Source organism: Enterobacter cloacae complex sp. BZL2005 (assembly GCF_049238885.1).
In the GTDB taxonomy this organism is placed as follows: Bacteria; Pseudomonadota; Gammaproteobacteria; order Enterobacterales; family Enterobacteriaceae; genus Enterobacter; species Enterobacter roggenkampii.
On the sequence record NZ_JBMKGI010000003.1, the window covers coordinates 228,972 to 247,932 of the forward strand.

Annotated in this window: 34 protein-coding genes; 33 read left to right on the forward strand and 1 reads right to left on the reverse strand. The window is 54.5% G+C overall.

The genetic code is table 11. The features are described from left to right. Positions 1 to 10: 10 nt before the first annotated feature. The 25 genes from ACOTXI_RS08420 to ACOTXI_RS08540 all read left to right on the forward strand — a co-directional run bounded on the left by ACOTXI_RS08420 (position 11) and on the right by ACOTXI_RS08540 (position 13,026). Positions 11 to 217, forward strand: a complete 207-nt coding sequence (locus tag ACOTXI_RS08420) for a hypothetical protein (RefSeq protein WP_058653834.1) — start codon at positions 11 to 13, stop codon at positions 215 to 217. Then, positions 207 to 851, forward strand: a complete 645-nt coding sequence (locus ACOTXI_RS08425) for a DUF3164 family protein (protein WP_049111782.1) — start codon at positions 207 to 209, stop codon at positions 849 to 851. Before ACOTXI_RS08420 ends, ACOTXI_RS08425 begins: the two co-directional genes overlap by 11 nt. A 1-nt stretch (position 852) precedes the next feature. Next, complete coding sequence (locus ACOTXI_RS08430) at positions 853 to 1,086, forward strand: ANR family transcriptional regulator (protein WP_075200132.1); 234 nt, start codon at positions 853 to 855, stop codon at positions 1,084 to 1,086. Further along, complete coding sequence (locus ACOTXI_RS08435; RefSeq protein WP_032663812.1) at positions 1,076 to 1,267, forward strand: hypothetical protein; 192 nt, start codon at positions 1,076 to 1,078, stop codon at positions 1,265 to 1,267. Before ACOTXI_RS08430 ends, ACOTXI_RS08435 begins: the two co-directional genes overlap by 11 nt. An 80-nt stretch (positions 1,268 to 1,347) precedes the next feature. Further along, positions 1,348 to 2,067, forward strand: a complete 720-nt coding sequence (locus ACOTXI_RS08440) for a DUF2786 domain-containing protein (protein ID WP_181242331.1) — start codon at positions 1,348 to 1,350, stop codon at positions 2,065 to 2,067. Further along, positions 2,064 to 2,360, forward strand: coding sequence for a hypothetical protein (locus ACOTXI_RS08445; protein ID WP_065944695.1), 297 nt, complete (start codon positions 2,064 to 2,066; stop codon positions 2,358 to 2,360). The genes ACOTXI_RS08440 and ACOTXI_RS08445 overlap by 4 nt, the downstream gene beginning before the upstream one ends. Next, positions 2,357 to 2,617, forward strand: a complete 261-nt coding sequence (locus ACOTXI_RS08450; RefSeq protein WP_128299394.1) for a DUF4752 family protein — start codon at positions 2,357 to 2,359, stop codon at positions 2,615 to 2,617. Before ACOTXI_RS08445 ends, ACOTXI_RS08450 begins: the two co-directional genes overlap by 4 nt. After that, the gene (locus ACOTXI_RS08455; RefSeq protein ID WP_158513304.1) at positions 2,614 to 2,784 is read left to right on the forward strand and encodes a hypothetical protein; all 171 of its coding nucleotides are present in this window, start codon (positions 2,614 to 2,616) and stop codon (positions 2,782 to 2,784) included. The genes ACOTXI_RS08450 and ACOTXI_RS08455 overlap by 4 nt, the downstream gene beginning before the upstream one ends. Then, positions 2,784 to 3,158 carry a DUF4406 domain-containing protein gene (locus tag ACOTXI_RS08460; RefSeq protein WP_065945134.1) on the forward strand — a complete coding sequence of 125 codons (375 nt, stop codon included), beginning with the start codon at positions 2,784 to 2,786 and terminating at the stop codon, positions 3,156 to 3,158. Before ACOTXI_RS08455 ends, ACOTXI_RS08460 begins: the two co-directional genes overlap by 1 nt. Next, positions 3,151 to 3,366, forward strand: a complete 216-nt coding sequence (locus tag ACOTXI_RS08465) for a hypothetical protein (protein WP_181242330.1) — start codon at positions 3,151 to 3,153, stop codon at positions 3,364 to 3,366. Before ACOTXI_RS08460 ends, ACOTXI_RS08465 begins: the two co-directional genes overlap by 8 nt. Before the next feature lie 177 nt (positions 3,367 to 3,543). After that, on the forward strand, positions 3,544 to 3,759 hold the full coding sequence (locus ACOTXI_RS08470) for a hypothetical protein (RefSeq protein ID WP_072049704.1): 216 nt from the start codon (positions 3,544 to 3,546) through the stop codon (positions 3,757 to 3,759). A 61-nt stretch (positions 3,760 to 3,820) separates the two neighbouring features. Further along, complete coding sequence (locus tag ACOTXI_RS08475; protein ID WP_048977012.1) at positions 3,821 to 4,297, forward strand: gp16 family protein; 477 nt, start codon at positions 3,821 to 3,823, stop codon at positions 4,295 to 4,297. Continuing rightward, complete coding sequence (locus ACOTXI_RS08480) at positions 4,242 to 4,676, forward strand: Mor transcription activator family protein (RefSeq protein WP_023311913.1); 435 nt, start codon at positions 4,242 to 4,244, stop codon at positions 4,674 to 4,676. Before ACOTXI_RS08475 ends, ACOTXI_RS08480 begins: the two co-directional genes overlap by 56 nt. Continuing rightward, the gene (locus tag ACOTXI_RS08485) at positions 4,676 to 5,182 is read left to right on the forward strand and encodes a hypothetical protein (protein WP_071283637.1); all 507 of its coding nucleotides are present in this window, start codon (positions 4,676 to 4,678) and stop codon (positions 5,180 to 5,182) included. The genes ACOTXI_RS08480 and ACOTXI_RS08485 overlap by 1 nt, the downstream gene beginning before the upstream one ends. Positions 5,183 to 5,260: 78 nt before the next feature. After that, positions 5,261 to 5,905: a glycoside hydrolase family 19 protein gene (locus ACOTXI_RS08490; RefSeq protein ID WP_075200127.1), complete on the forward strand. Its 645-nt coding sequence runs from the start codon at positions 5,261 to 5,263 to the stop codon at positions 5,903 to 5,905. Continuing rightward, the gene (locus ACOTXI_RS08495; protein ID WP_023063181.1) at positions 5,902 to 6,165 is read left to right on the forward strand and encodes a DUF2644 domain-containing protein; all 264 of its coding nucleotides are present in this window, start codon (positions 5,902 to 5,904) and stop codon (positions 6,163 to 6,165) included. The genes ACOTXI_RS08490 and ACOTXI_RS08495 overlap by 4 nt, the downstream gene beginning before the upstream one ends. Further along, on the forward strand, positions 6,131 to 6,763 hold the full coding sequence (locus ACOTXI_RS08500) for an OmpH family outer membrane protein (protein ID WP_071283396.1): 633 nt from the start codon (positions 6,131 to 6,133) through the stop codon (positions 6,761 to 6,763). Before ACOTXI_RS08495 ends, ACOTXI_RS08500 begins: the two co-directional genes overlap by 35 nt. An 8-nt stretch (positions 6,764 to 6,771) precedes the next feature. Continuing rightward, positions 6,772 to 7,014: a hypothetical protein gene (locus ACOTXI_RS08505; RefSeq protein WP_000171281.1), complete on the forward strand. Its 243-nt coding sequence runs from the start codon at positions 6,772 to 6,774 to the stop codon at positions 7,012 to 7,014. Continuing rightward, positions 7,011 to 7,295 (forward strand): hypothetical protein, encoded by a 285-nt coding sequence (locus ACOTXI_RS08510; RefSeq protein WP_021567611.1) that lies wholly within the window; start codon positions 7,011 to 7,013, stop codon positions 7,293 to 7,295. The genes ACOTXI_RS08505 and ACOTXI_RS08510 overlap by 4 nt, the downstream gene beginning before the upstream one ends. A 1-nt stretch (position 7,296) precedes the next feature. Next, a complete protein-coding gene (locus tag ACOTXI_RS08515; RefSeq protein WP_000941096.1) occupies positions 7,297 to 7,797 on the forward strand; it encodes a DUF1804 family protein in 501 nt (166 codons plus the stop codon). Beyond that, the gene (locus tag ACOTXI_RS08520; RefSeq protein ID WP_116363867.1) at positions 7,790 to 7,996 is read left to right on the forward strand and encodes a hypothetical protein; all 207 of its coding nucleotides are present in this window, start codon (positions 7,790 to 7,792) and stop codon (positions 7,994 to 7,996) included. Before ACOTXI_RS08515 ends, ACOTXI_RS08520 begins: the two co-directional genes overlap by 8 nt. A gap of 24 nt (positions 7,997 to 8,020) precedes the next feature. Beyond that, the gene (gene terL / locus ACOTXI_RS08525; protein WP_248352010.1) at positions 8,021 to 9,670 is read left to right on the forward strand and encodes a phage terminase large subunit; all 1,650 of its coding nucleotides are present in this window, start codon (positions 8,021 to 8,023) and stop codon (positions 9,668 to 9,670) included. 2 nt (positions 9,671 to 9,672) lie between these two features. Then, positions 9,673 to 11,241 (forward strand): DUF935 domain-containing protein, encoded by a 1,569-nt coding sequence (locus tag ACOTXI_RS08530; protein ID WP_063930088.1) that lies wholly within the window; start codon positions 9,673 to 9,675, stop codon positions 11,239 to 11,241. After that, entirely contained in the window at positions 11,228 to 12,487 is a 1,260-nt protein-coding gene (locus ACOTXI_RS08535; protein ID WP_063930087.1) for a phage minor head protein, read from the forward strand. Before ACOTXI_RS08530 ends, ACOTXI_RS08535 begins: the two co-directional genes overlap by 14 nt. After that, on the forward strand, positions 12,484 to 13,026 hold the full coding sequence (locus tag ACOTXI_RS08540; RefSeq protein WP_039261777.1) for a phage virion morphogenesis protein: 543 nt from the start codon (positions 12,484 to 12,486) through the stop codon (positions 13,024 to 13,026). Before ACOTXI_RS08535 ends, ACOTXI_RS08540 begins: the two co-directional genes overlap by 4 nt. Positions 13,027 to 13,136: 110 nt before the next feature. Here the strand turns inward: ACOTXI_RS08540 and ACOTXI_RS08545 are convergent, their stop codons facing one another. Beyond that, on the reverse strand, positions 13,137 to 13,370 hold the full coding sequence (locus tag ACOTXI_RS08545) for a hypothetical protein (protein ID WP_233098473.1): 234 nt from the start codon (positions 13,368 to 13,370) through the stop codon (positions 13,137 to 13,139). Between the two features lie 37 nt (positions 13,371 to 13,407). Between ACOTXI_RS08545 and ACOTXI_RS08550 the strand changes: the two genes are divergently transcribed. From ACOTXI_RS08550 to ACOTXI_RS08585, 8 genes are read left to right on the forward strand one after another with little or no spacing between them, the layout of a single operon-like run. Continuing rightward, complete coding sequence (locus tag ACOTXI_RS08550) at positions 13,408 to 14,523, forward strand: phage protease (RefSeq protein WP_063161513.1); 1,116 nt, start codon at positions 13,408 to 13,410, stop codon at positions 14,521 to 14,523. Between the two features lie 11 nt (positions 14,524 to 14,534). Further along, the gene (locus ACOTXI_RS08555; RefSeq protein WP_021567605.1) at positions 14,535 to 14,927 is read left to right on the forward strand and encodes a hypothetical protein; all 393 of its coding nucleotides are present in this window, start codon (positions 14,535 to 14,537) and stop codon (positions 14,925 to 14,927) included. 13 nt (positions 14,928 to 14,940) lie between these two features. Further along, entirely contained in the window at positions 14,941 to 15,849 is a 909-nt protein-coding gene (locus ACOTXI_RS08560) for a Mu-like prophage major head subunit gpT family protein (RefSeq protein WP_021567604.1), read from the forward strand. Continuing rightward, entirely contained in the window at positions 15,849 to 16,256 is a 408-nt protein-coding gene (locus ACOTXI_RS08565) for an HI1506-related protein (protein ID WP_045261516.1), read from the forward strand. Before ACOTXI_RS08560 ends, ACOTXI_RS08565 begins: the two co-directional genes overlap by 1 nt. A 3-nt stretch (positions 16,257 to 16,259) precedes the next feature. After that, on the forward strand, positions 16,260 to 16,688 hold the full coding sequence (locus ACOTXI_RS08570) for a gp436 family protein (protein ID WP_021567602.1): 429 nt from the start codon (positions 16,260 to 16,262) through the stop codon (positions 16,686 to 16,688). Beyond that, the gene (locus ACOTXI_RS08575) at positions 16,688 to 17,347 is read left to right on the forward strand and encodes a DUF1834 family protein (RefSeq protein ID WP_023311741.1); all 660 of its coding nucleotides are present in this window, start codon (positions 16,688 to 16,690) and stop codon (positions 17,345 to 17,347) included. The genes ACOTXI_RS08570 and ACOTXI_RS08575 overlap by 1 nt, the downstream gene beginning before the upstream one ends. Beyond that, entirely contained in the window at positions 17,334 to 17,555 is a 222-nt protein-coding gene (locus ACOTXI_RS08580; RefSeq protein WP_023311742.1) for a hypothetical protein, read from the forward strand. The genes ACOTXI_RS08575 and ACOTXI_RS08580 overlap by 14 nt, the downstream gene beginning before the upstream one ends. After that, positions 17,542 to 18,960 (forward strand): phage tail sheath subtilisin-like domain-containing protein, encoded by a 1,419-nt coding sequence (locus tag ACOTXI_RS08585; RefSeq protein WP_045261513.1) that lies wholly within the window; start codon positions 17,542 to 17,544, stop codon positions 18,958 to 18,960. Before ACOTXI_RS08580 ends, ACOTXI_RS08585 begins: the two co-directional genes overlap by 14 nt. The last annotated feature ends 1 nt before the right edge of the window (position 18,961 follow it).

An 18,961-nucleotide genomic window follows, 5' to 3' on the forward strand; every position in this document is an offset into this window, starting at 1 on the left:
AGAGGGATATATGGCAAAGATTGTTATTGAAATAAAGGACAAATCTCGCGGTTTTGAAGTCGGTTGCAGGGTTATCCCTGATGACGGCGACAGCGATATCGTCAGCAAAGTGGCTGACAAAGTGGGTAAAGGTCTGGCTGGTCATGTGCTGGCAAAGGTTAACGAAGTCGTTAAGAAAGTAACGCGTCAATTTAAGGAGAGTAAAAATGTCCACTGAAAACAAGCAATTCACTGAAAAAACAGCGCCAGAGGGTTACTGGATTGACGCCAAGGGCGTACTGACCCCTGTCAGTCTGATTAAAGATACCGACCAGATGCGTGACGATCTGGTGCGTAGCATCGTCGAAAAAGCGACAGCCCTGAGTGCTGCACTGGCAGAGTTCAAGCTTAGCGGCTTTTCCGATATCGGAGCCTTCGTTGATATCTCCGCCAGTCAGTACGGCGTCAACCTGGGCGGTAAAAAAGGTAACGTCACGCTCTACAGCTATGATGGCCGCTATAAGGTTCAGCGTGCCATGCAGGACCGTATCGCATTTGACGAGCGCCTGCAGGCTGCTAAATCGCTGATTGATGAATGTCTGGCAGACTGGACCGAGAATGCCCGCCCGGAGATTCGCGCCATCATCACCCGTGCATTCCAGACGGAAAAAGAAGGTGAAGTGAATACCGGCGCTGTACTTGCCCTGCGCCGCCTCGATATTACAGACGTTCGCTGGGTCAAGGCGATGGAGGCTATCGGCGAGGCCGTTCAGGTTGTCGGAAGCCGCTCTTATATCCGTGTTTATGAGCGCGTTGGTGAAAGCGATCAGTATCGCGCAATTCCTCTCGATATCGCTGGCGTGGGGGTGTGAGATGGCCATTCTGTTTGATCGTGCTAAAACGGGCAAGCCTTGCAGCCCATTCATGTCGTATGCAACCAGCGCTGTCATTGCCGAACAGAACGGCGAGTTTCAGCGGGCGGCGGATTCATGGAAGCTGGCATTCAGTCTGGCAAAACTGGAGGTGAACTCAATTTATGCGGCTTCGCGTATGGAATTCTGCCGCCACGCTGCGCATCGCGGATGGGGAGTACCGTATGAAAGCTAAAGAATTCAATGCCCTTTACCCTAAAGGCAGTTCATTTATCTATCAGCCAGCCACAGGTTTACGCGGTGGCCGTGTAGTCAGAACGGTAGATGTGGCAAATGACCTTTATAAGGTCACGGTCGTGGAAATAAATCAGGAGCCATATTTCGCGAATATTAAATCGCTGAAACCCGTGAACTGATTTTAACCGTAATTTAAATCACTTTTAAAAATGGCGTAAACCCGCAGGGGCTGGCTTACGCCAAATTCAGGAGTTGAACAATGGAAAATAAAGAGAAATATATCCAGAGAATTAAAAAGCTGCTCGCGATGGCGCGTAATAACTCCAGCGTCGAAGAAGCAGCACTTGCCCTCCGCCGCGCTCAGCGTCTGATGGAAACCCACAAGCTGACTGAGGCTGATGCTGATTTGATGGATATCAATGAAGCTTCTACCCAGAAGGCCCCCTCTCATGCTGAGAAGATGCCGGAATACATGGCAATACTGGCAGAGATGGTCGCCCGCGTTTTTGGCGTGAAGTTTTACACCAGCCATGGCACTGAGCAGTGGGGCAAGCCAGCAAAACGCACCATACACTATTACGGCCCCGACGAACGCCCTCAGATAGCGGCATATTCATTCGAAGTCCTGGGTAAGCAACTGGCGAAAGCCCGCCGAGATTACCTCTCCACATTACGCAAGAACATCAAACAGGCCACAAAAGTTGCCCGCGCCGATACCTTCTGCTCCGCCTGGGTCAACGGTGCTTATGCCGTTGTCAGTGATTTCGCTGTTACGGAGGCGGAGACAACGCTGATGGAGTGTTACCGCAGCAGTAAATTAAGCGAAGGCATGAAAAAGCTGGAACCGCGCAAACCCGGCAAAGCCAGGGGAACGGATAAGGCGGAAAGCGAGGGATATCTGGCTGGACGCAATGCGCAGCTGCATCACGCGGTAAGCAGTTCAGCTAAAAAATGCGAACTGTTCGGAGTGACAAAATGAAAACCTCGCCTCAACTGGAAACATCGCCAGTCAAAGAACTCGTGCGGGCTGGTCACGAATTAGCAGCGGCAATGGGGGCTGATACCCCCTTAATCGAGATCGCAAAGCTGGTCAGCCGACTGGCTACAGCGCTTGATGTTCAGCTCGCACGGGCCAATGCACTGGCATCGCTGGTATCTGTGCCTGATGAAATTGAGCCAGACGACGGTAATACGTTCGATTATGTGGATGGATGGAACGCCTGCCGCGCCGCCATGCTCTTACCCATTTCCCAAACGGAGAATGGCAAATGACGATCACTGAAATTCTTAATACCGGACTCGCTTTCATGGGTTGGCTATTCATCATGGTCCAGGCCGGTAAGTGGTTTACCTCTGTTGTCCTGAAATCATGGGATAAACATCGCAAATCATCACGTCGCCAGAAGGCTCTTGATGAGTTGTACGATGCCTTCGATCTGCAGGGCATTGAGCCAGGTACAACCGTTCGTCTTGCCACAAAGGGCGCTCTGACAATCATGATGTTCCGCTCTGAGGAGGCTGCCAAATGACAAACCGCAAAGCAAGAAGACTGCTGCGCATGCCTTTCAAATTCAGTAACCGTAAAGCGATGACAGGCTGGCCAGCAACGATACCACAGCCTGGCAACGAGTGGTGCGACAAGAAGAAACGCAGCGCTGCGCAGAACCGCTGGAAAAATCATGTGAGGTATCTCTGATGAATATAAATAAACATTCTGAGCGTAAGCCTGTGGTTTTCATTGCCGGGCCAATGACCGGGTATCACAACTTTAACCGCGATGAATTCTATGCTGAGGCACGCATCCTTGAAGAGCGCGGCTTCACCGTTCTTAACCCGGCCATTCTTCCTGACGGCCTGCAGCATGAGCAGTACCTGCAAATTACGTTGTCCATGCTTGAGCAGGCTGATGCTGTTTTCCTCCTGAACGGGTGGGAAAAGAGCACCGGCGCAACCAGGGAGTTTGATCGCGCCTGTGAGCTAGGACTGCTGTTCCTTTACCAGAACTGGGAAAGCGTGTCGATTGCGGCCTATCGTAAACGCGGCCCATCAATGGAGGTGGGTCATGCATAGCGTATCCGGTTGTAAGTTCCTGGATAACGGAAACCGCCGAGTCTGGTACTTCCGCGATAACAGTCAGGTTGTCGAGTTGTTGGCGGTTCCGCTTAAGTTGCGCTTCAACTATTACGACGCCAACAACCGTACAGTGCGCAATAAGGGTACTCAGGCTGATATGAAAAAGGCGATTGAATCTTTCAAGAAACTTCGGGGGATAAAGTGATGGATATAGCTTTAGTTCTCATATTTCTGGCGATGTATTTGACACTTGGCTGGTGTTGGGCATGCATCCTGGTTCGATTGGTGGGATTGGCTAATTTATCCCGCCAGAATTGCTGGTTCGCATTTCTCTTATGGCCATTAAGCATTATTGCAACCGATGCACATATGGAGGAGAACGATGAAAAGTCTGCTCAGAAACCTGACGGCGAAGACATTTAACCAGCGCTTTCCTGTCGGCTCCAGTTTCCTGTATCACCCGACACCAGGTATGCCCGAACGGGAGACCGTAATAACCCGCTCAGAAGCCTGGCATATGCGCAATGGTCGTCTGGTTGTCAGGGTTGAAGGGAAAATCGGTGGTATATCCGTCAGCAGAATGGAACCCTCAGAGTAAGTCATTACAGCAGGCACTTCACAAAGTGCCTGCGATAATGGCAACCAACAGGAGAAATATTATGTCCACGCCAGCAAAACGAGGCCTTATCGGGGCTATTAAAGCGGGTCAGGCATATCTTGGGTGGGATGATGTAACCTACCGTAGTGTTCTGTCTCGCTTATGCAACGGTAAAACATCATCCACTAAATGCACTCTCGACGAACTGCAGGCTGTCAGGGAATATATGCATGGTAAGGGCTTTCCTCGCTACTCAGCAAAACACGGTCGACTTCCAAAGGTTGCCAATACGCGCGAGTCAATTCTTGCTAAAATTCATGCATTACTTGCAGATGCAAAACGTCCGTGGAATTATGCCGAGAAAATGTGCGATCATATGTTCCACGTCAAATACATCGAGTGGTTGACGACAGAACAGTTAACCAAACTCATGCAGGCTCTCAGCATTGATGCGAGTCGGCGAAAAAAGCGGGAGCGTAATAATGAATCTGGAACAGGTAACGGAGCTGCTGCCATCAGCAGTGATACAAATAGCTGACCTGATAGGCTTCCCGGCGACCGAGCAGCTTCTTTCTGCTTTTGGTGGCACCACGTTCCCGATAGGTAAAGGCCTCCGCGCTATGGGGGCCAGCCGCGCAGCCCTCCTGCGCGATACTATCGGCGATGAGAAAACCCAATTACTCATCAAGAATTTTGGCGGCGAAGTTCTCTATTTACCCCGCTGTGATCGTGCCCTTCGTGAATTACGTAACCGTCGCTTTCTAGCCGAGTTCGCCGAAGTGCGTGGACAAGGTTCATCCTCTCTTATGGCCATGACCTTTCTTTGCCCTAAGTATGGTTTTAGTGATCGCTTTGCGTGGGAACTTCTTGCACAGCAGAAAAACAAAGATTGTAACAGTCAAGGAAAATTATTCTAATGGGCAATGCAATGAGATATGTGGCATTTTTCTTGGTGGTATTTAGTACTACTGCAGTAGCAAAAACAGTACCCAATACAAAAGCAGTTGAGACTTATAAAAATCAACTTGAGGAAACTAAGAGAATATTTAATGAAACGCAGAGCACTTTAATGGGTGCAACTGCTGTTTTTGATATGTACAAGAGTCTGGGATATCTTACACCTGAAGTTGTTGCAGTGAGTCGTCATTTCCTCCTCCTTGATGAGGATGCGAAAAAATTGTATGGGGAGAATCTTCTTTTAAACCCTACACCTTTTAGCTCTTGCGCTACGTTACCAGCAGCAGCTTACTCATATTGGATGGCAAGGCTATCTTCATTAAAAACTGATAATGTTAAGGCTGTGAATGCGCAGGGTGAATCATACATAAAACAGGGTAAGGAATGTAAATTTGCAATTAACAACCCACCTCCTGCGCATATTGAAGAAAGTGACGATGTAGAGATAATTGATGTTACTCAATAAGCCACTGAACCCCTTCACCTGATTATTCACCTAACCCGATGAAATACTGACGCCATCCCTTTTTAACCGGATGGCGTTATGCTTTTAACACTCCCACAATTTCAGCGAGCAGCAGGCCTTTCGCCAGTGATGGCGCAACGCTGGTTTGATCCATTCAGTAAGGCTACCGCTGAATTCCAGATTAATACACCTGCCAGGCTTGCCGCCTTTATTGCTCAAACCGGCCACGAGAGCGCGGGCTTCAGTCGGCTCAGTGAAAATCTCTATTATTCAGATGCTGAGCGCGTGGCGCGTATTTTCCGCAGCGACTTCGATCTCAATAAGAATCGTATTATCGAGCCCGGCGAGGTTGAATTTGCCCGCCGCTATACCCGTAACCCTGAAAAAATGGCGAATTATGTTTACGCAAATCAGGGTGGTAACGGTAATGAAGCCTCAGGCGATGGCTGGCGCTTTCGCGGGCGTGGTCTGATTCAGATTACCCTGCGCAATAATTACCTGCTTTGTGGTAAGGCGCTGGGTCTCGATCTCATCGCTAATCCCGATTTGCTACTGGAGTATCTCAACGCAGCCCGCAGCGCTGCCTGGTACTGGAAAGCAAACGGCTGTAACGAGCTGGCGGACAAAGGCGATTTTCTGGCTGTCACCCGCCGTATCAACCCTCCGGCTGAAGGTCAGGTCGACCGCGTGGCGCGGCTGAATGTCGCCAAGGCGGCGCTATGACGATCTCTCTGCGCGATCTGGTGACCAACCCGGCCACAGGTCGTCTCTCAACGTCAGATACCATCGTTTTTCTGGCCTTCCTGGTCAGTTCCTTCGTGCTGGTCTGGATCACCGTAACCCGTCCCGAAACACCTGGTGAGCTGTATTTCACCTATCTGGGCGCATGGGTGGCACAGAGCCAGGCATCAAAACACATGTCCATCAAACGAGCCAGAGAGGTGCGCGATGTGGGAAGCAGCCCTGAAAATCCTGAAGGTTAGCTGGAAACCGCTGCTCGTCGTCGTGGTGCTGACAGGCTGCGGGATATGGTTCGGCACCTTCATCACAGGCAACAAGCTGGACGCTCAGGCGCTGGCCTTCAGCAAGGAGAAGCAACGCCTGACTGATGGTTTCAGTGAAAAAGAACGGCAGTGGGATCAGGAGCGGCTCAGTGCTGCGAATCAATATGCAACTGACCTGAAGGCTGCACTTGATAAGCAGAACGCCTGGCAGCAGAAAGCGGATGCGCTGACCCGCGAGCTGGCTGAAAAACAAAAGGCACATGACGAGACTGTTCGCGATCTTAAAAAGAGGCTTAAAGATGCACTTGATAAAGATGGTCCTGGTTATACCGGCATTGGTCCTGGCGGCCTGCAGCTCTTCCGTGAAGCCTTCGGCTACCCCGGAACCGAAAGCCTCCCCGCTGGTCAGCATCTGCCAGCCACCGCCAGCGGCACTTCTGGTCATTCCGGCCAGGCCACAGGCACCGGTGGCGGACTCTCCCCCACGGGAATAGTGTCGTTTTCAGCGGAATACGGCGCATGGTGCCAGCTCCTTGAGGGCAGGCTGCAGGCAATAAACGAGTATTACAGGAAGTGAAAAATATTATGACTCTTGATATGGCCTTTCAGATTGCGCTGGCGCTGGCTGCAACCTTCGGCACCATCTGGATACGTCGTCTGCAAAAAGACATCACCGACCTGGAAAAGGCGGTTGATCGCATCCGGGATGAATACCAGCGCCGTGAGGATGCCAAAAGTAACTACACCGCAATGATGGATGCGATGAGGGAGCTGCGAGCGGCTATCGAGCGCATTGATAACAAACTGGACAGGAAACAGGACAAATGAAAGCCAGACACAAGCGCCGAACCCGCCGCGCGACAATCAGCCAGAGCGAACAGGAAACGCTGAGCCGGATTTCCGCTCAGCTCGACCGCCTGCAGGCACCCGTCAGCCCGGACATTCTGGGCGGGATTAATGACAAGCTTAGCCGGATTGATGTTCGTCTCACTACCATCAGCGACGATGCCGCTCGCCGTGGTGCCTCTGCCGGTGCGATTACAGGTGGCATCGCGGGCGGCGTCATCACGGTAGCCATTCTGCTCATTCGCGCAAAACTGGAGCTGTGATATGGCGCATCCGCAGGAAACACGGGAAAAACTGCGACGATCTTATATCTTCGGCCAGATGTCGCTCGAAATCGCCTCCGCTCAGGCTGGCGTGGCATTTGCGACAGCTCGCCGCTGGAAGAAGGAAGCACAGGACGCAGGCGATGACTGGGACAAGTTACGCGCCGCTCACCTTATGGCCGGGAATGGTCTTGAGGAGATTGGCCGAGCCATTCTCACCGGGTTAATGACCCAGTATCAGACCACGCTGGAACTGCTGACAACCGAGTCTCAGCTCCCTCCGGGGGAGCGCGTCGAGCTTCTGGCAAGCCTTGCCGATGCATTTAACAAAGCCGTCGCAGCAAACAAGAAAATACTGCCTGAGGTGAGTCAGCTGGCGGTGGCGCTGGATGTTATCCAGAAGCTTAGCGCGTTTGTCGCCGAGCACTATCCGAAGCATCTGGCCGCGTTCGTGGAAATCCTTGAACCCTTCGGCAAGGAGATGGAGCAACACTATGGCTGACCAGTTAATCCGGGTTAACAGTGAAAATTATGTGATGGCCAGTGACGTGCTGGGTGTCCGGTTCGCGGGCGGCAGAAACGTAACCGTCGCGACGTCGACAGGCTGCTACAGCCTCGATGTTGATCGAGATAAAACCGGCATCGAGTCGATGAACCGCTTCATCAGCGAGGTTAATAAAGCACTCCGCAATCACTATTAACAGGCTGTTAAGGGCAAATTAATCATGGCCAGAACTAAGTTATCCAGCAAAGATTTTCTTGCCGAACTGGCGGAACTCTCCGCCAGTCTGCGTCGCACCATTGAAGCCGAAGATGTGGGCTTTGACCCCTCCGCTGCAGCTGTCGCTGCGCGTCGTGGCCTCGTTGCTGACCCTGTAACGGGGTTTGAATACTTTGTGCAGCATTATTTTCCGCACTATGTCAGCCATGCCGCCCGCAGTGAGTTGCATAACTATCTCTATAAGCGTCTGCCTGAAATCATCCAGGCTACGGGAAGCCAGAACGATGCGATAGCGGCTCCGCGTGGTGAAGCCAAATCCACTATCGTGAGTCAGCTTTTTGTCATCTGGTGCATTGTGCTGGCGCTTAAGCATTACCCGGTCATCATTATGGACTCCATCGACCAGGCCTATCCGATGCTGGAGGCGATAAAGGCGGAACTGCAGTTTAACCCCCGCCTGCTGATGGATTTCCCGGAAGCGACGGGCGGTGGACGCGTCTGGCAGGCCGGGACCATCCTCACCCGCAACGACATTAAGGTTCAGGTCGCCGGTAGTGGTAAAAAGCTGCGTGGTCTTCGCCATGGCCCGTATCGTCCTGACCTGGCTGTGCTCGATGATATCGAGAACGATGAGCTGGTGCGTAACCCTGAGCAGCGTGACAAGCTCGATAACTGGCTCAAAAAAACGGTCCTGCCGCTTGGCGGCGCGGGGGCCAAGTTCGATGTGGTGTATATCGGGACAATCCTGCACTACGATTCCGTGCTTTCCCGTACCCTTAAAAATCCGCTATGGACGCGGGCCCGGTTCAAGGCGCTTATCAGCTGGCCGCACAATATGTCGCTCTGGGATAAGTGGGAAGAAATCCTGCGCAACAACGACGAAGATGGTCAGATGCTGGCGCAGGCATACTACCGTGAGCATCAGGCTGAGATGGATGAAGGTGCTGCTGTGTCATGGGCTGCGCGTCCGCTTTATGCCCTGATGCTCATCCGTGCCCGTGATGGCCACAGTACCTTTGATGCGGAATATCAGAACGATCCCGTCAGCGGCGAAGATGCGCCATTTACCGGCTGCATTAATTTCTGGGTCAATCGCCTTAACGAGTGGCGCTTCTATGGCGCATGTGACCCGAGCCTGGGTAAACACGGCAACAGCCGGGACCCTTCTGCGTTGCTGGTCGGCGGTTTCAACCGCTTTACCGGCATTCTGGATGTTGTCGAAGCGCGTATCCGAAAGCGTGTGCCGGACAAAATTATCTCTGACGTTATCGAACTGCAGCTGGAATATAACTGCCTAGTCTGGGCGGTCGAGTCCGTCCAGTTCCAGGAGTTCCTGCGCACCGAGCTGGTGAAGCGCTCCGCTGCGATGGGTATCCCCGTTCCTGCCAGAGCCGTCACGCCTTCGGTTGATAAGCTCCTGCGCATTGAGTCACTGCAGCCACATATGGCCAACGGCCTGATACGCCTGCACCCTTCGCAGACCACTCTCATCGACCAGCTCCGGCACTTCCCCAAAGCTGACCATGATGACGGGCCTGATGCCCTGCATATGCTCTGGATGCTGGCCGTTTCCGGCGCTGGCAATTTCGAATTTAAAGCTGTTCCCCGCCGTGGCCATAGCGGGGACAGGTTCGGTCCTTCAGGAGGATTTTGATAATGGTTCAGATTCTTGACCAGTATGGTCGCCCGCTAAATAAAGAGGTGCTTAAAGCCCCCCAGACCTCCCGCACGTTCGAGCTGCACCGCGACTGGCCAACTCACCCCTCGCGGGGAATGACCATTGCCCGGCTTCCTCGCCTTCTGGAAGCGGCTGAGCGCGGCGACCTGGCGGCTCAGGCTGACCTTTTCGAAGATATGGTTGAGCGGGACGGGCATATCTTTTCTGAAATGGCCAAGCGCAAGAATGCGCTGCTCACTCTGGACTGGAGCATCGAGCCACCGCCGAACGCGACGGCGGAAGAAAAGCAGATCGCCGCGATGGTGGCCAGCTGGTTCGCTGACCTTCAGGAGATGGAAGATATTACCCTGAATGCGGCTGAAGCTATCGGGCATGGCTTTTCCGCTCAGGAGATTGAAAAGTGGGAACTTGACGGCAATCTTTGGCTTCCCGTCAAAATCAAACTGCGTCCGCATCGCTGGTTCTGTACCACGCCGGAAGCCGGGGATGAGGTGCGTCTTAACACCGGCACGCTGGGTGGAGAAGAACTCTGGCCGTTTGGCTGGCTGGTGCATACGCACAACGCCAAGTCAGGCTATATCGCGCAGTCCGGCTTATACCGCGTACTGGTCTGGCCTTATCTGTTTAAAAACTACAGCGTGCGCGATCTCGCTGAGTTCCTGGAAATCTACGGGCTGCCACCGCGTATCGGGTCGTATATGTCCGGGGCCAGCCAGGATGAACAGGATAAACTTATGGAGGCGCTGGTCAGCATCGGTCATAACGCCTCGGGGATCATCCCTGATAACACCAAAATCGAATTTAAGGATGCCGCCGAGGGGCAGTCCGATCCTTTCATGGCGATGATTAACTGGTGCGAACGTACCGAATCAAAGGTCATTCTCGGCGGCACGCTGACGTCACAGGCGGACGGCAAGTCCTCAACAAATGCCCTTGGTAATGTGCATAACGAAGTCCGGCACGATCTGTTGACCGCTGATGCCCGCCAGCTGGAAGGGTTTTATCGTGGCTTCATTCGTATGTTACTGGCCATTAATGGTTATAACGTCAGCCCGCGCCGTCAGCCGCGCCTGGTATTTGATACCCGTGAGCTGGAGAGCATTGAAACCTTTGCCAATGGTGTTTCCGCGCTGGTACGCGCCGGGATGGACACTATCCCGACGTCATGGATACACAAAAAGGTCGGGATTCCGGTGCCAAAAGAGAACGAAGCTGTGCTGACGCCGCCTGCTGTTTCCTCTCCGGTAGGGCTGAGCACCACGCCGGTATTCCGCCATTTCGCGGCACTGAGCACCACGGGCGAGGTTGTTGACCCTGCTCAGGATGCGCTGGACAGCGCCACGTCGCCTGGGGAGAGCATCGCGGTGGCCATGGATAAGCTGATTGCGCCGCTGGTTTCGGCTCTGAGAGAGGGGCAAAGCCCTGATGAGGCACTGGATATCATTGCTGCAAGTTACCCTCAGCTGGATGATACGCAGCTGCAACAGCTGATAAAACAGGCGCTGTTTGTCAGTGAGGTCTGGGGGCGACTCAATGCTGAAAGCTGATGTTGATCTGGGGTACGCCATCGGGTTAAAGCCCGAAGAAGCGATTGCCTACTTCGAGTCGAAGGGCTACGCCACCGGTTTTAACTGGCACGATATTGAGGCCCGCGCCCATGCCACCAGTTTCACCGTGGCGGGCGTCCTTAAACAGGATATGCTTGAGGATATTCATAAATCGTTGCGCGAGCATATTGTTAACGGCGGCACGCTTCGTGACTTCGAACGGCAGATTACCCCAACGTTGATCCGTAAGGGCTGGCTCGCCGACCGTGCCAGGCTGGTCGCCGATGAAGATGGCGTTCTGGAGGGTAAGCAACTCACGCCACGCCGTCTGCGCACCATCTTTGAAACCAATATGCAGGCGGCCTATGGTGCCGGGCGCTATGCGGAGCAAATGGCCAACGCGGAATTTCGCCCCATCTGGGAACGCGTGGCCGTCATGGACATGCACACCCGGCCACTTCACGCCAGACTCAATGGTTTTACTGCCCGCTATGACGATCCTGTATGGCAATTCATGTACCCGCCTGACGGATACCACTGCCGCTGCCGCATTCGTGCCCGAACTCAGGCAGATGCAGACCGCATGGGGATTGAGGTCAAATCATGGGAGCAGGACATTGTCACGGTACAGCAGGCATGGGGACCAAAAGAAACCCGTGACGTTAAGGCGTTACGCTTCAACGGAGAGCTTTACACGCCTGATGCCGGATTCGGGCACAATCCGGGTCAGGGCTGGCTCTCTTCTCTCGGACAGCGCCTGATGGATAAATCTGCAACCACCACGCCCCGGATTGCCTCTCAGGCCATCCATGAAACACTGTCTGAACCTGCTGTTCTGGATGCCGTCAGCGATGATGTGCGTCGCTGGGTCGACACCGTCAGCGTGCGGCAGAAGACCCGAGGCGACCTGAGGCGCGTTGGCGGTATCCAGCCTGAGCTGCTGAATCGCCTCGAAGAGCGTGGTGTTAACGGTGCGATCACATTAAGCATTCACGAAGAGGATGTCCGGCTGGCTCCGGGCCCGATGTGGTCAGAGCTTCCCGTTCTGCTCCGTCAGCCAGCTGGTGTCTGGCTTGATGATGACGCTCTGGTGTGGCTCCTCTCCGGGCAGAACGGCACCCGCGCCGTACGTGGTGTGCAGTCGGACGATGGCTGGCGTCTGTCGCTTGTAAACGCCGGTGCCACCGTCACCCCTGGCGATGTGTTATCTGAACGCGCGGCGCAGCTGTTGGAGCTGAAATCATGAGCTACGCCATCAGGTATGACATTGGTGACTTTGAGCGCTCACTCGGTGAACTCATTAAAAAGCTGGAAAACCGCGCCCCCCTGATGCGTGAGATGGCCGCTGCCATGGGGGATGCGGTTGAAGAAAACTTTGGGCAACAGGGGCGGCCCGCGTGGATGGGCTGGAGTCCGGCATATGCCCGTCAGCGCCGGGGCGGTAAAATTCTCCAGAAGAGCGGTCGACTGGCGGCGAGTATCACGCAGTACAGCACGAATGATGAGGCGACGGTCGGGACCAATGTGAAATACGCCCGCATCCATCAGGAAGGCGGGGAAATCAGCATTCCGGCCCGCAGCCAGAAAGCCTACTACCGCCAGAACAAGGATGGTTCAGTGGGTAACCGGTTCGTTAAAAAATCCCGCTCCAACTTTGAACAGTGGAACACTATCGGGGCGTATAAAATTAAGATGCCCGCGCGTCCTTTCCTGCATCTCACCGAAGATGACGTGGAGAAGATGGAGAGTACGGCTGAGCAATATCTGAAACGTATTTTAGACTGAGGGCAAATTCGTCCTGTAAGGCGCTGTGACGCGTTCAGTCTGATTGTGCTAGAGTGATTCGGCCAGAAGGTATTCAGACGTTTTTAAAAGCGGTTTAAAAAGGTCTTGGCTCATAAATGCATTACGGGAGCGAGCAACTGGACACATTCAAAGCTTTCCTTGATTATTTCACCCCGCAGCAGTGGGTTTTCATTGGCATCTTTGGGGGCCTGGTTATAAAGGTTGCTGAGTGGCTCACTGACCGATACTTTGCCCGCCGGCATCAGAAGCGTCAGTCTGCTAAACCCGATAAGCCGACAACCAAAGAAAACGATCCTCAGCAATAATCCACTGAACCTCTTCATCTGAACCTCCCCGCAGTGGTGCCGTATCGTCGGCACCATGAAAAAGACACTCATCGCTTCACTCACCCAGGAAATTAACACCGCCACTCCCGGTGTCATCCAGCTCTTCCCGGCTGGTGAATTTCGCGCCCGAGATGGCCGTCCGACCGAATGTGCCGCCTGGCTGATGACGCGTGAAATCGCCGAGCGGTTGATTGCCGCAGCCGATGAACGCGAGACGCCGTATGTCCTGGACTATGAACATCAGACTTTACGTTCAGCCAAAAATGGTCTGCCAGCTCCCGCTGCGGCCTTTTTCAAAAAGCTGGAGTGGCGCGAAGGTGAAGGCCTCTTTGCTGTCGATGTTGAGTGGACCACTGCCGCTGCAGACATGGTGGCAGCAAAAGCATATCGCTTTATTTCCCCCGTATTTTCTTACGACAAAACCGGTCAGGTGCTGGAGTTGCTCAACGCCGCGCTGACCAATACACCAGCGGTCGACGGGATGGAGGAAGTGTTACTTGCTGCCGCCTCCCTGATGGCCGCGCATTTAACCACAGAGGGTCAGACCGAAATGGATGAAGAATTTCTCAACGAGTTACTGAGCAACCTGCGCTGGATGCTCAATCTGCCAACCGCTTCAACGAAAGAAGAGATCATGGCTGAGCTGCAAAAAATCATCACCATGATTTCCGGTGGCCAGGGGACTGCAGCGGCGTCGGTCAGTCTGCTGGATATCCTGAACCAGAACGCGCAGAACATCGCTGACCTGACGGCGAAACTCGACACGCCTGACCCGGCTAAATGGGTTTCGGTGGAGGTCATGCATTCAGCCGTTCAGCAGGCGACAGAGCGTGCCGGTGCGGGTAATACCGCCGCACTCGCCATGCAGCAGGCTGAAGCGTTGATTACGGTTGCCCTCAGCGACGGTCGTCTGCTTCCGGCGCAACAGGAATGGGCTGCATCACTGGCGAAATCCGATCCGGCCAGTCTTACCGCCTTTATCGAAAAAACGCCAAAGATTGCCGCACTGACTACCAGTCAGACTCAGGGGCAACCGCCTGCTGGCCTTCCGTCACGCCCGTCACAGGGTGCTGAAGATGATGCGATTGACCCGGCCATCTGCTCAATGATGGGCAATGACCCGGAAAGCGTCGCGAAATACCTCAAATAAAGGAGAGCGAAATGGATCGTCATACCCCTTATCGCGACGGCCAGCTGTTTGCCGTCCCGGTTGCGGCAGCCACTGAACTCTTTGGCGGCCACATTATTGCGGCCAACGCAGCGGGCTTTGCTGTACCAGGCAGCGCCACGGCAGCCAATACCACCCTCGGCATCTGTGATGGCTGGGTGGATAACTCTGCCGGTTCCGCCGGTGATGCGAGTGTGCTGGTTCGTCGCGGTAAAGCCTGGTTCCTTGCCAACAGCACTGCTGACGCGGTCACGCAGACGCAGATTGGCAAGGATTGCTACGTGGTGGACAGCCAGACCGTGGCCAAAACCAGTGATACCAACGCCCGTCCGATCGCCGGAAAGGTGCTGGGTCTTGAGAATGATGGCGTCTGGGTTCTGATTTAATAAGGAGAGAACCGTGTTAATTAACGTAAAAAATGTACGTCAGATTTTCATTAATCTGAAAGCGACCTTCCAGAACGCCTTTGATCAGGCTCCGTCCGACTGGCAGAAGATTGCCATGGTGGTGCCGTCGACCGGGAAAGAAAACGACTACAGCTGGCTAAGCCGTTTCCCGAAAATGCGTGAGTGGATTGGCGACAAGGTGGTTAAAGCGCTCGCCGCGTTCAACTACACCATCCGCAACAAAGACTGGGAAGCGACGGTAGAAGTTGAACGTAACGATATCGAAGACGATCAAATCATGGGCTATGCCCTGCAGGCTAAAGGTGCGGGCCAGTCCGCTGCAGAACTGCCTGCCGATATCGTCTTCGCTCTCCTGAGCAAAGGTTTCACCAATCTTTGCTACGACGGTCAGCCCTTCTTTGATACCGACCACCTTTCGGGGGGCAAGTCGGTCTCTAACAAAGGCACGAAAAAGCTTGCCGTTACCTCGCTTGCCGCCGCAAAAGCAAGTTACGGGGCTGCACGAACGGCCATGCGCAGCCTGAAGGATGATGAAGGCGCGTCCCTGAAAATTCGCCCGACCATCCTGGTTGTGCCTCCGGCTCTTGAAGACGATGCCAACTATCTGATGACGGCTGACCGCTTCCCTGACAATACGCCAAACCCATACAAGGGGACGGCTGAAGTTCTGGTTGTCCCGGAGCTGACGTCAGATACCGCCTGGTTCCTTCTGGACACGTCAAAACCCGTGAAGCCCCTGATTTATCAGGAGCGTAAAAAACCGGTCTTTGTCGAGCAGACCGACTACAACGCTGACAACGTCTTTATGCGCAAGAAGTTCATCTTCGGTGCTGAAGCCCGTGCAAATGGTGGCTACGGCTTCTGGCAGATGGCGTATGGCTCCACCGGGGAGGACGCATAATGCCGATTCAAATCACTGCCCGCCGCGATGGCTTTCGCCGTCTCGGCATCGCCCACAGCGCGAATACTGTCACCTGGCCGGATGACCATTTCAGCGACAGCGAACTCCAGATTCTGGAAAACGATCCCAATCTGATTGTGGTTCGTTTGCAGGATGTGCCTGAAAACGCTGGCGACGGCGATGCTGTTTCCGCCCTGACCACCGAGCGTGACGGCCTCAAGGCACGCGTCAGCGAGCTGGAGGCGACGGTTCTGCAGCTCAACCAGGATGGCGACGCGCTTAAGCAGCAGCTTGCCAGTGCAAACGGCACCATCACGGAGCTGGAGACGGTACGTGATGCACTGAGTCAGAAGCTGGATGCGCTGCAGGCCGGTTCGGAAAACCCGGACAAAAAGGCCAAGGGGTAAGCCATGTACGCGAACCGGGAGGACATGGTCAGGGCGTTTGGTGAGCGCGAATGCGTGTCGCTCACCGACCGCAACTACACCGGGCAGATTGACGATGATGTGCTGAACGGCGCACTCGTTCAGGCCAGCGCTGAAATCGACGGATATCTCTGCGGTCGCTATCCGGTGCCCTGGGCTGATGAGCCCCGTGTTCTCGTTGGTCGCTGCTGCAACATCGCCCGCTATCTTCTGTGCGGCTCTGAGACCCAGATGACAGCAGAAATCCGCGAGCGGTATGAAGACACCGTTCGCTACCTGGAAAAAGTTGCATCCGGGCGAATCAATCTGGGCCGCACGACGACAGGTGAAGTGGTGAAAAGCGGAACCGGTGCGCGGATGGTGTCAGGTGGTCGCGTCTTCGGGCGTGACCAGACTGGCGGAGGAAGTTTCTGATGGTGATTACGGATATTGAAAAAGCCATCGTGGAGCGCCTTCGCAAAGGTATGGGGCGTATGGCGAAGAATGTGCGCTCCTACGGTGGCGAGCTGGATGGCGAGCCTGCAGAGGTACTGCGCCAGCTGCCTGCCGTCTGGGTGACGTTCGGCGGGGTGCAAAAAACCGAGCCATACAGCACAGCACGGCAACGGTTTGTCACTCACGGTCGCTTTGTCGTGGTGGTAGGCGAGCGCAGCCTGCGCAGTGAAGAAGCGGCCCGTATGGGTGGGCCGCACGTACAGGAGGTCGGTACGTACATTCTTGTTGCTGCCGTTCGTCGTCTGCTGTCCGGTCAGGATATGGCGGATACGGGTATCAAAATCGACCCGCTCAGCCCAGGTCGCGTGCGCACGCTCTTCAACACCCAGATAGAGTCTCAGGCATTTTCCGTATTTGCCTGCGAGTTCGACACGAAATGGATTGAGTCAGCGCTGGAGAACGGGCGTTACCCGCTGACGGATGCGCCGGAAGGCCATGTTGATCATATGTTCCAGATTTATGGTGGTGCCACCACCGACGATGACCCGGCATGGCTGAAAACCCGACTCAGTTACGATCTTAAGCAGCCTGATAAAGACAATGCAGCAGAGGACATTATCAGTCATGAGCAAAATTAAAGTAAAAGCCGCCAGTGGGTTGAGCGTGCCGCGCGAAGATAATGCGCGCCGCTACATTACCGATGCGGAACCCCTTGAGGTGGAGAACACCGCTTATTACCAGCGTCAGGTAATGGCCGGTGATCTGATTATTGTCACCAGTAGTGACAAGAACGCCAAAAGCAAAAATAACGTTGCCAGCACGGAGGTGAACGGTGAGCAGTCCTAATATCAGTTTTGACACTATCGGTACGAACCGCAAACCGGGACAGTATTTTGAGTTCAACACCCGTCTGGCCGTTCGTACCCTGCCGGGTAATACCCAGAAGGTGCTGATGATTGCGCCAATGCTGGCCTCCGGTTCGTCTGCGCCGCTTGTCATTCAGAATGTTTTCTCTGATGAAGAGGCCGCGACGTACTTTGGCCGTGGCTCAATGGCGCATCTGATGGCCACAGCGGCTATCGGTGCCTATCCCTACCTGCAGCTGCAGATGGTCGGCATCAGCGATGCGGCCACTGCAACAGCAGCTTCGGGCAAGGTTACCGTGACCGGCACCGCGTCATCCAGCGGGAAGCTGAGCGTAACCATTAATGGTACCCGTATTGATGTCGGCATTTCGGCTGCAGATACGGCGGAGACCATTGCGGCAGCGTTGACGGAACTGATTACCCAGAAAGACGGGTTGCCAGTCACAGCGACGGCAAACGCGGGGGAAGTGACCCTGACCTGCCGCCATAAAGGGGCGGTTGGTAACGACATTATTGTCTCTTCCGGCGTGACGGCAGCGGGTATCACAGCAGCGGCGACCACTCTTACAGGCGGTAATGTTGATCCGGATATTACGCCAGCGCTGGCAGCGGCGTTCTCTGCAGGTCATAACATTATTGTTTGCCCGTTCTCCACCCAGGAAGCGATGACGGCGCTGCGTAACCATCTGACAAACGTCAGCAATGCGATGGAGCAGCGCGGCGCAATCGGTGTGGGTGGGTGGCGCAAGTCGCTTTCCACAGGCATTGCACTGGCCGCCTCACTGAATGACGGGCGTATCACGCTGGGCTGGCATAGCGGTTCGGTAAAAACCCCGGCGCAGATTGCCGCTGCCTATGCCGCTGTTATCGCCAGTGAAGAAGACCCGGCCCGCCCGCTGAACACCCTTGCGATGAGCACGCTGGATGTGACTGCAGTGGAAAGTCAGCCAGGGCGAACCGAGCAGGAGAACGCCCTGCGTAATGGTCTTACGCCGTTTGAGATTGGCCCCGGTGACAAAGTGCAGATCGTTCGCGCTATCAGCACCTACACCAAAAACGCCCAGGGCGTGGATGATGTGGCGCTGCTGGATATCACCACCATCCGAACGCTGGACTACGTGCGCAAGGCCTGCCGTGAACGCATCGCTCTGCGATTCCCGCGCGATAAGCTCAGCTCAAGGACGCCGCCGAAGGTGCGCAGCGAACTGCTTGATGTGCTTTACAAGCTGGAGGAGCTGGAGATTGTCGAGGAGGTGGATGCCAACAAAGACGGTCTTATTGTTGAGCGCGATCTGCAGGATGTTAACCAGCTGAACGGTCGCATTCCTGCGGATGTTGTGAATGGCCTGCACGTCTTTGCCGGTCGAATTGATTTGCTGCTCTGAG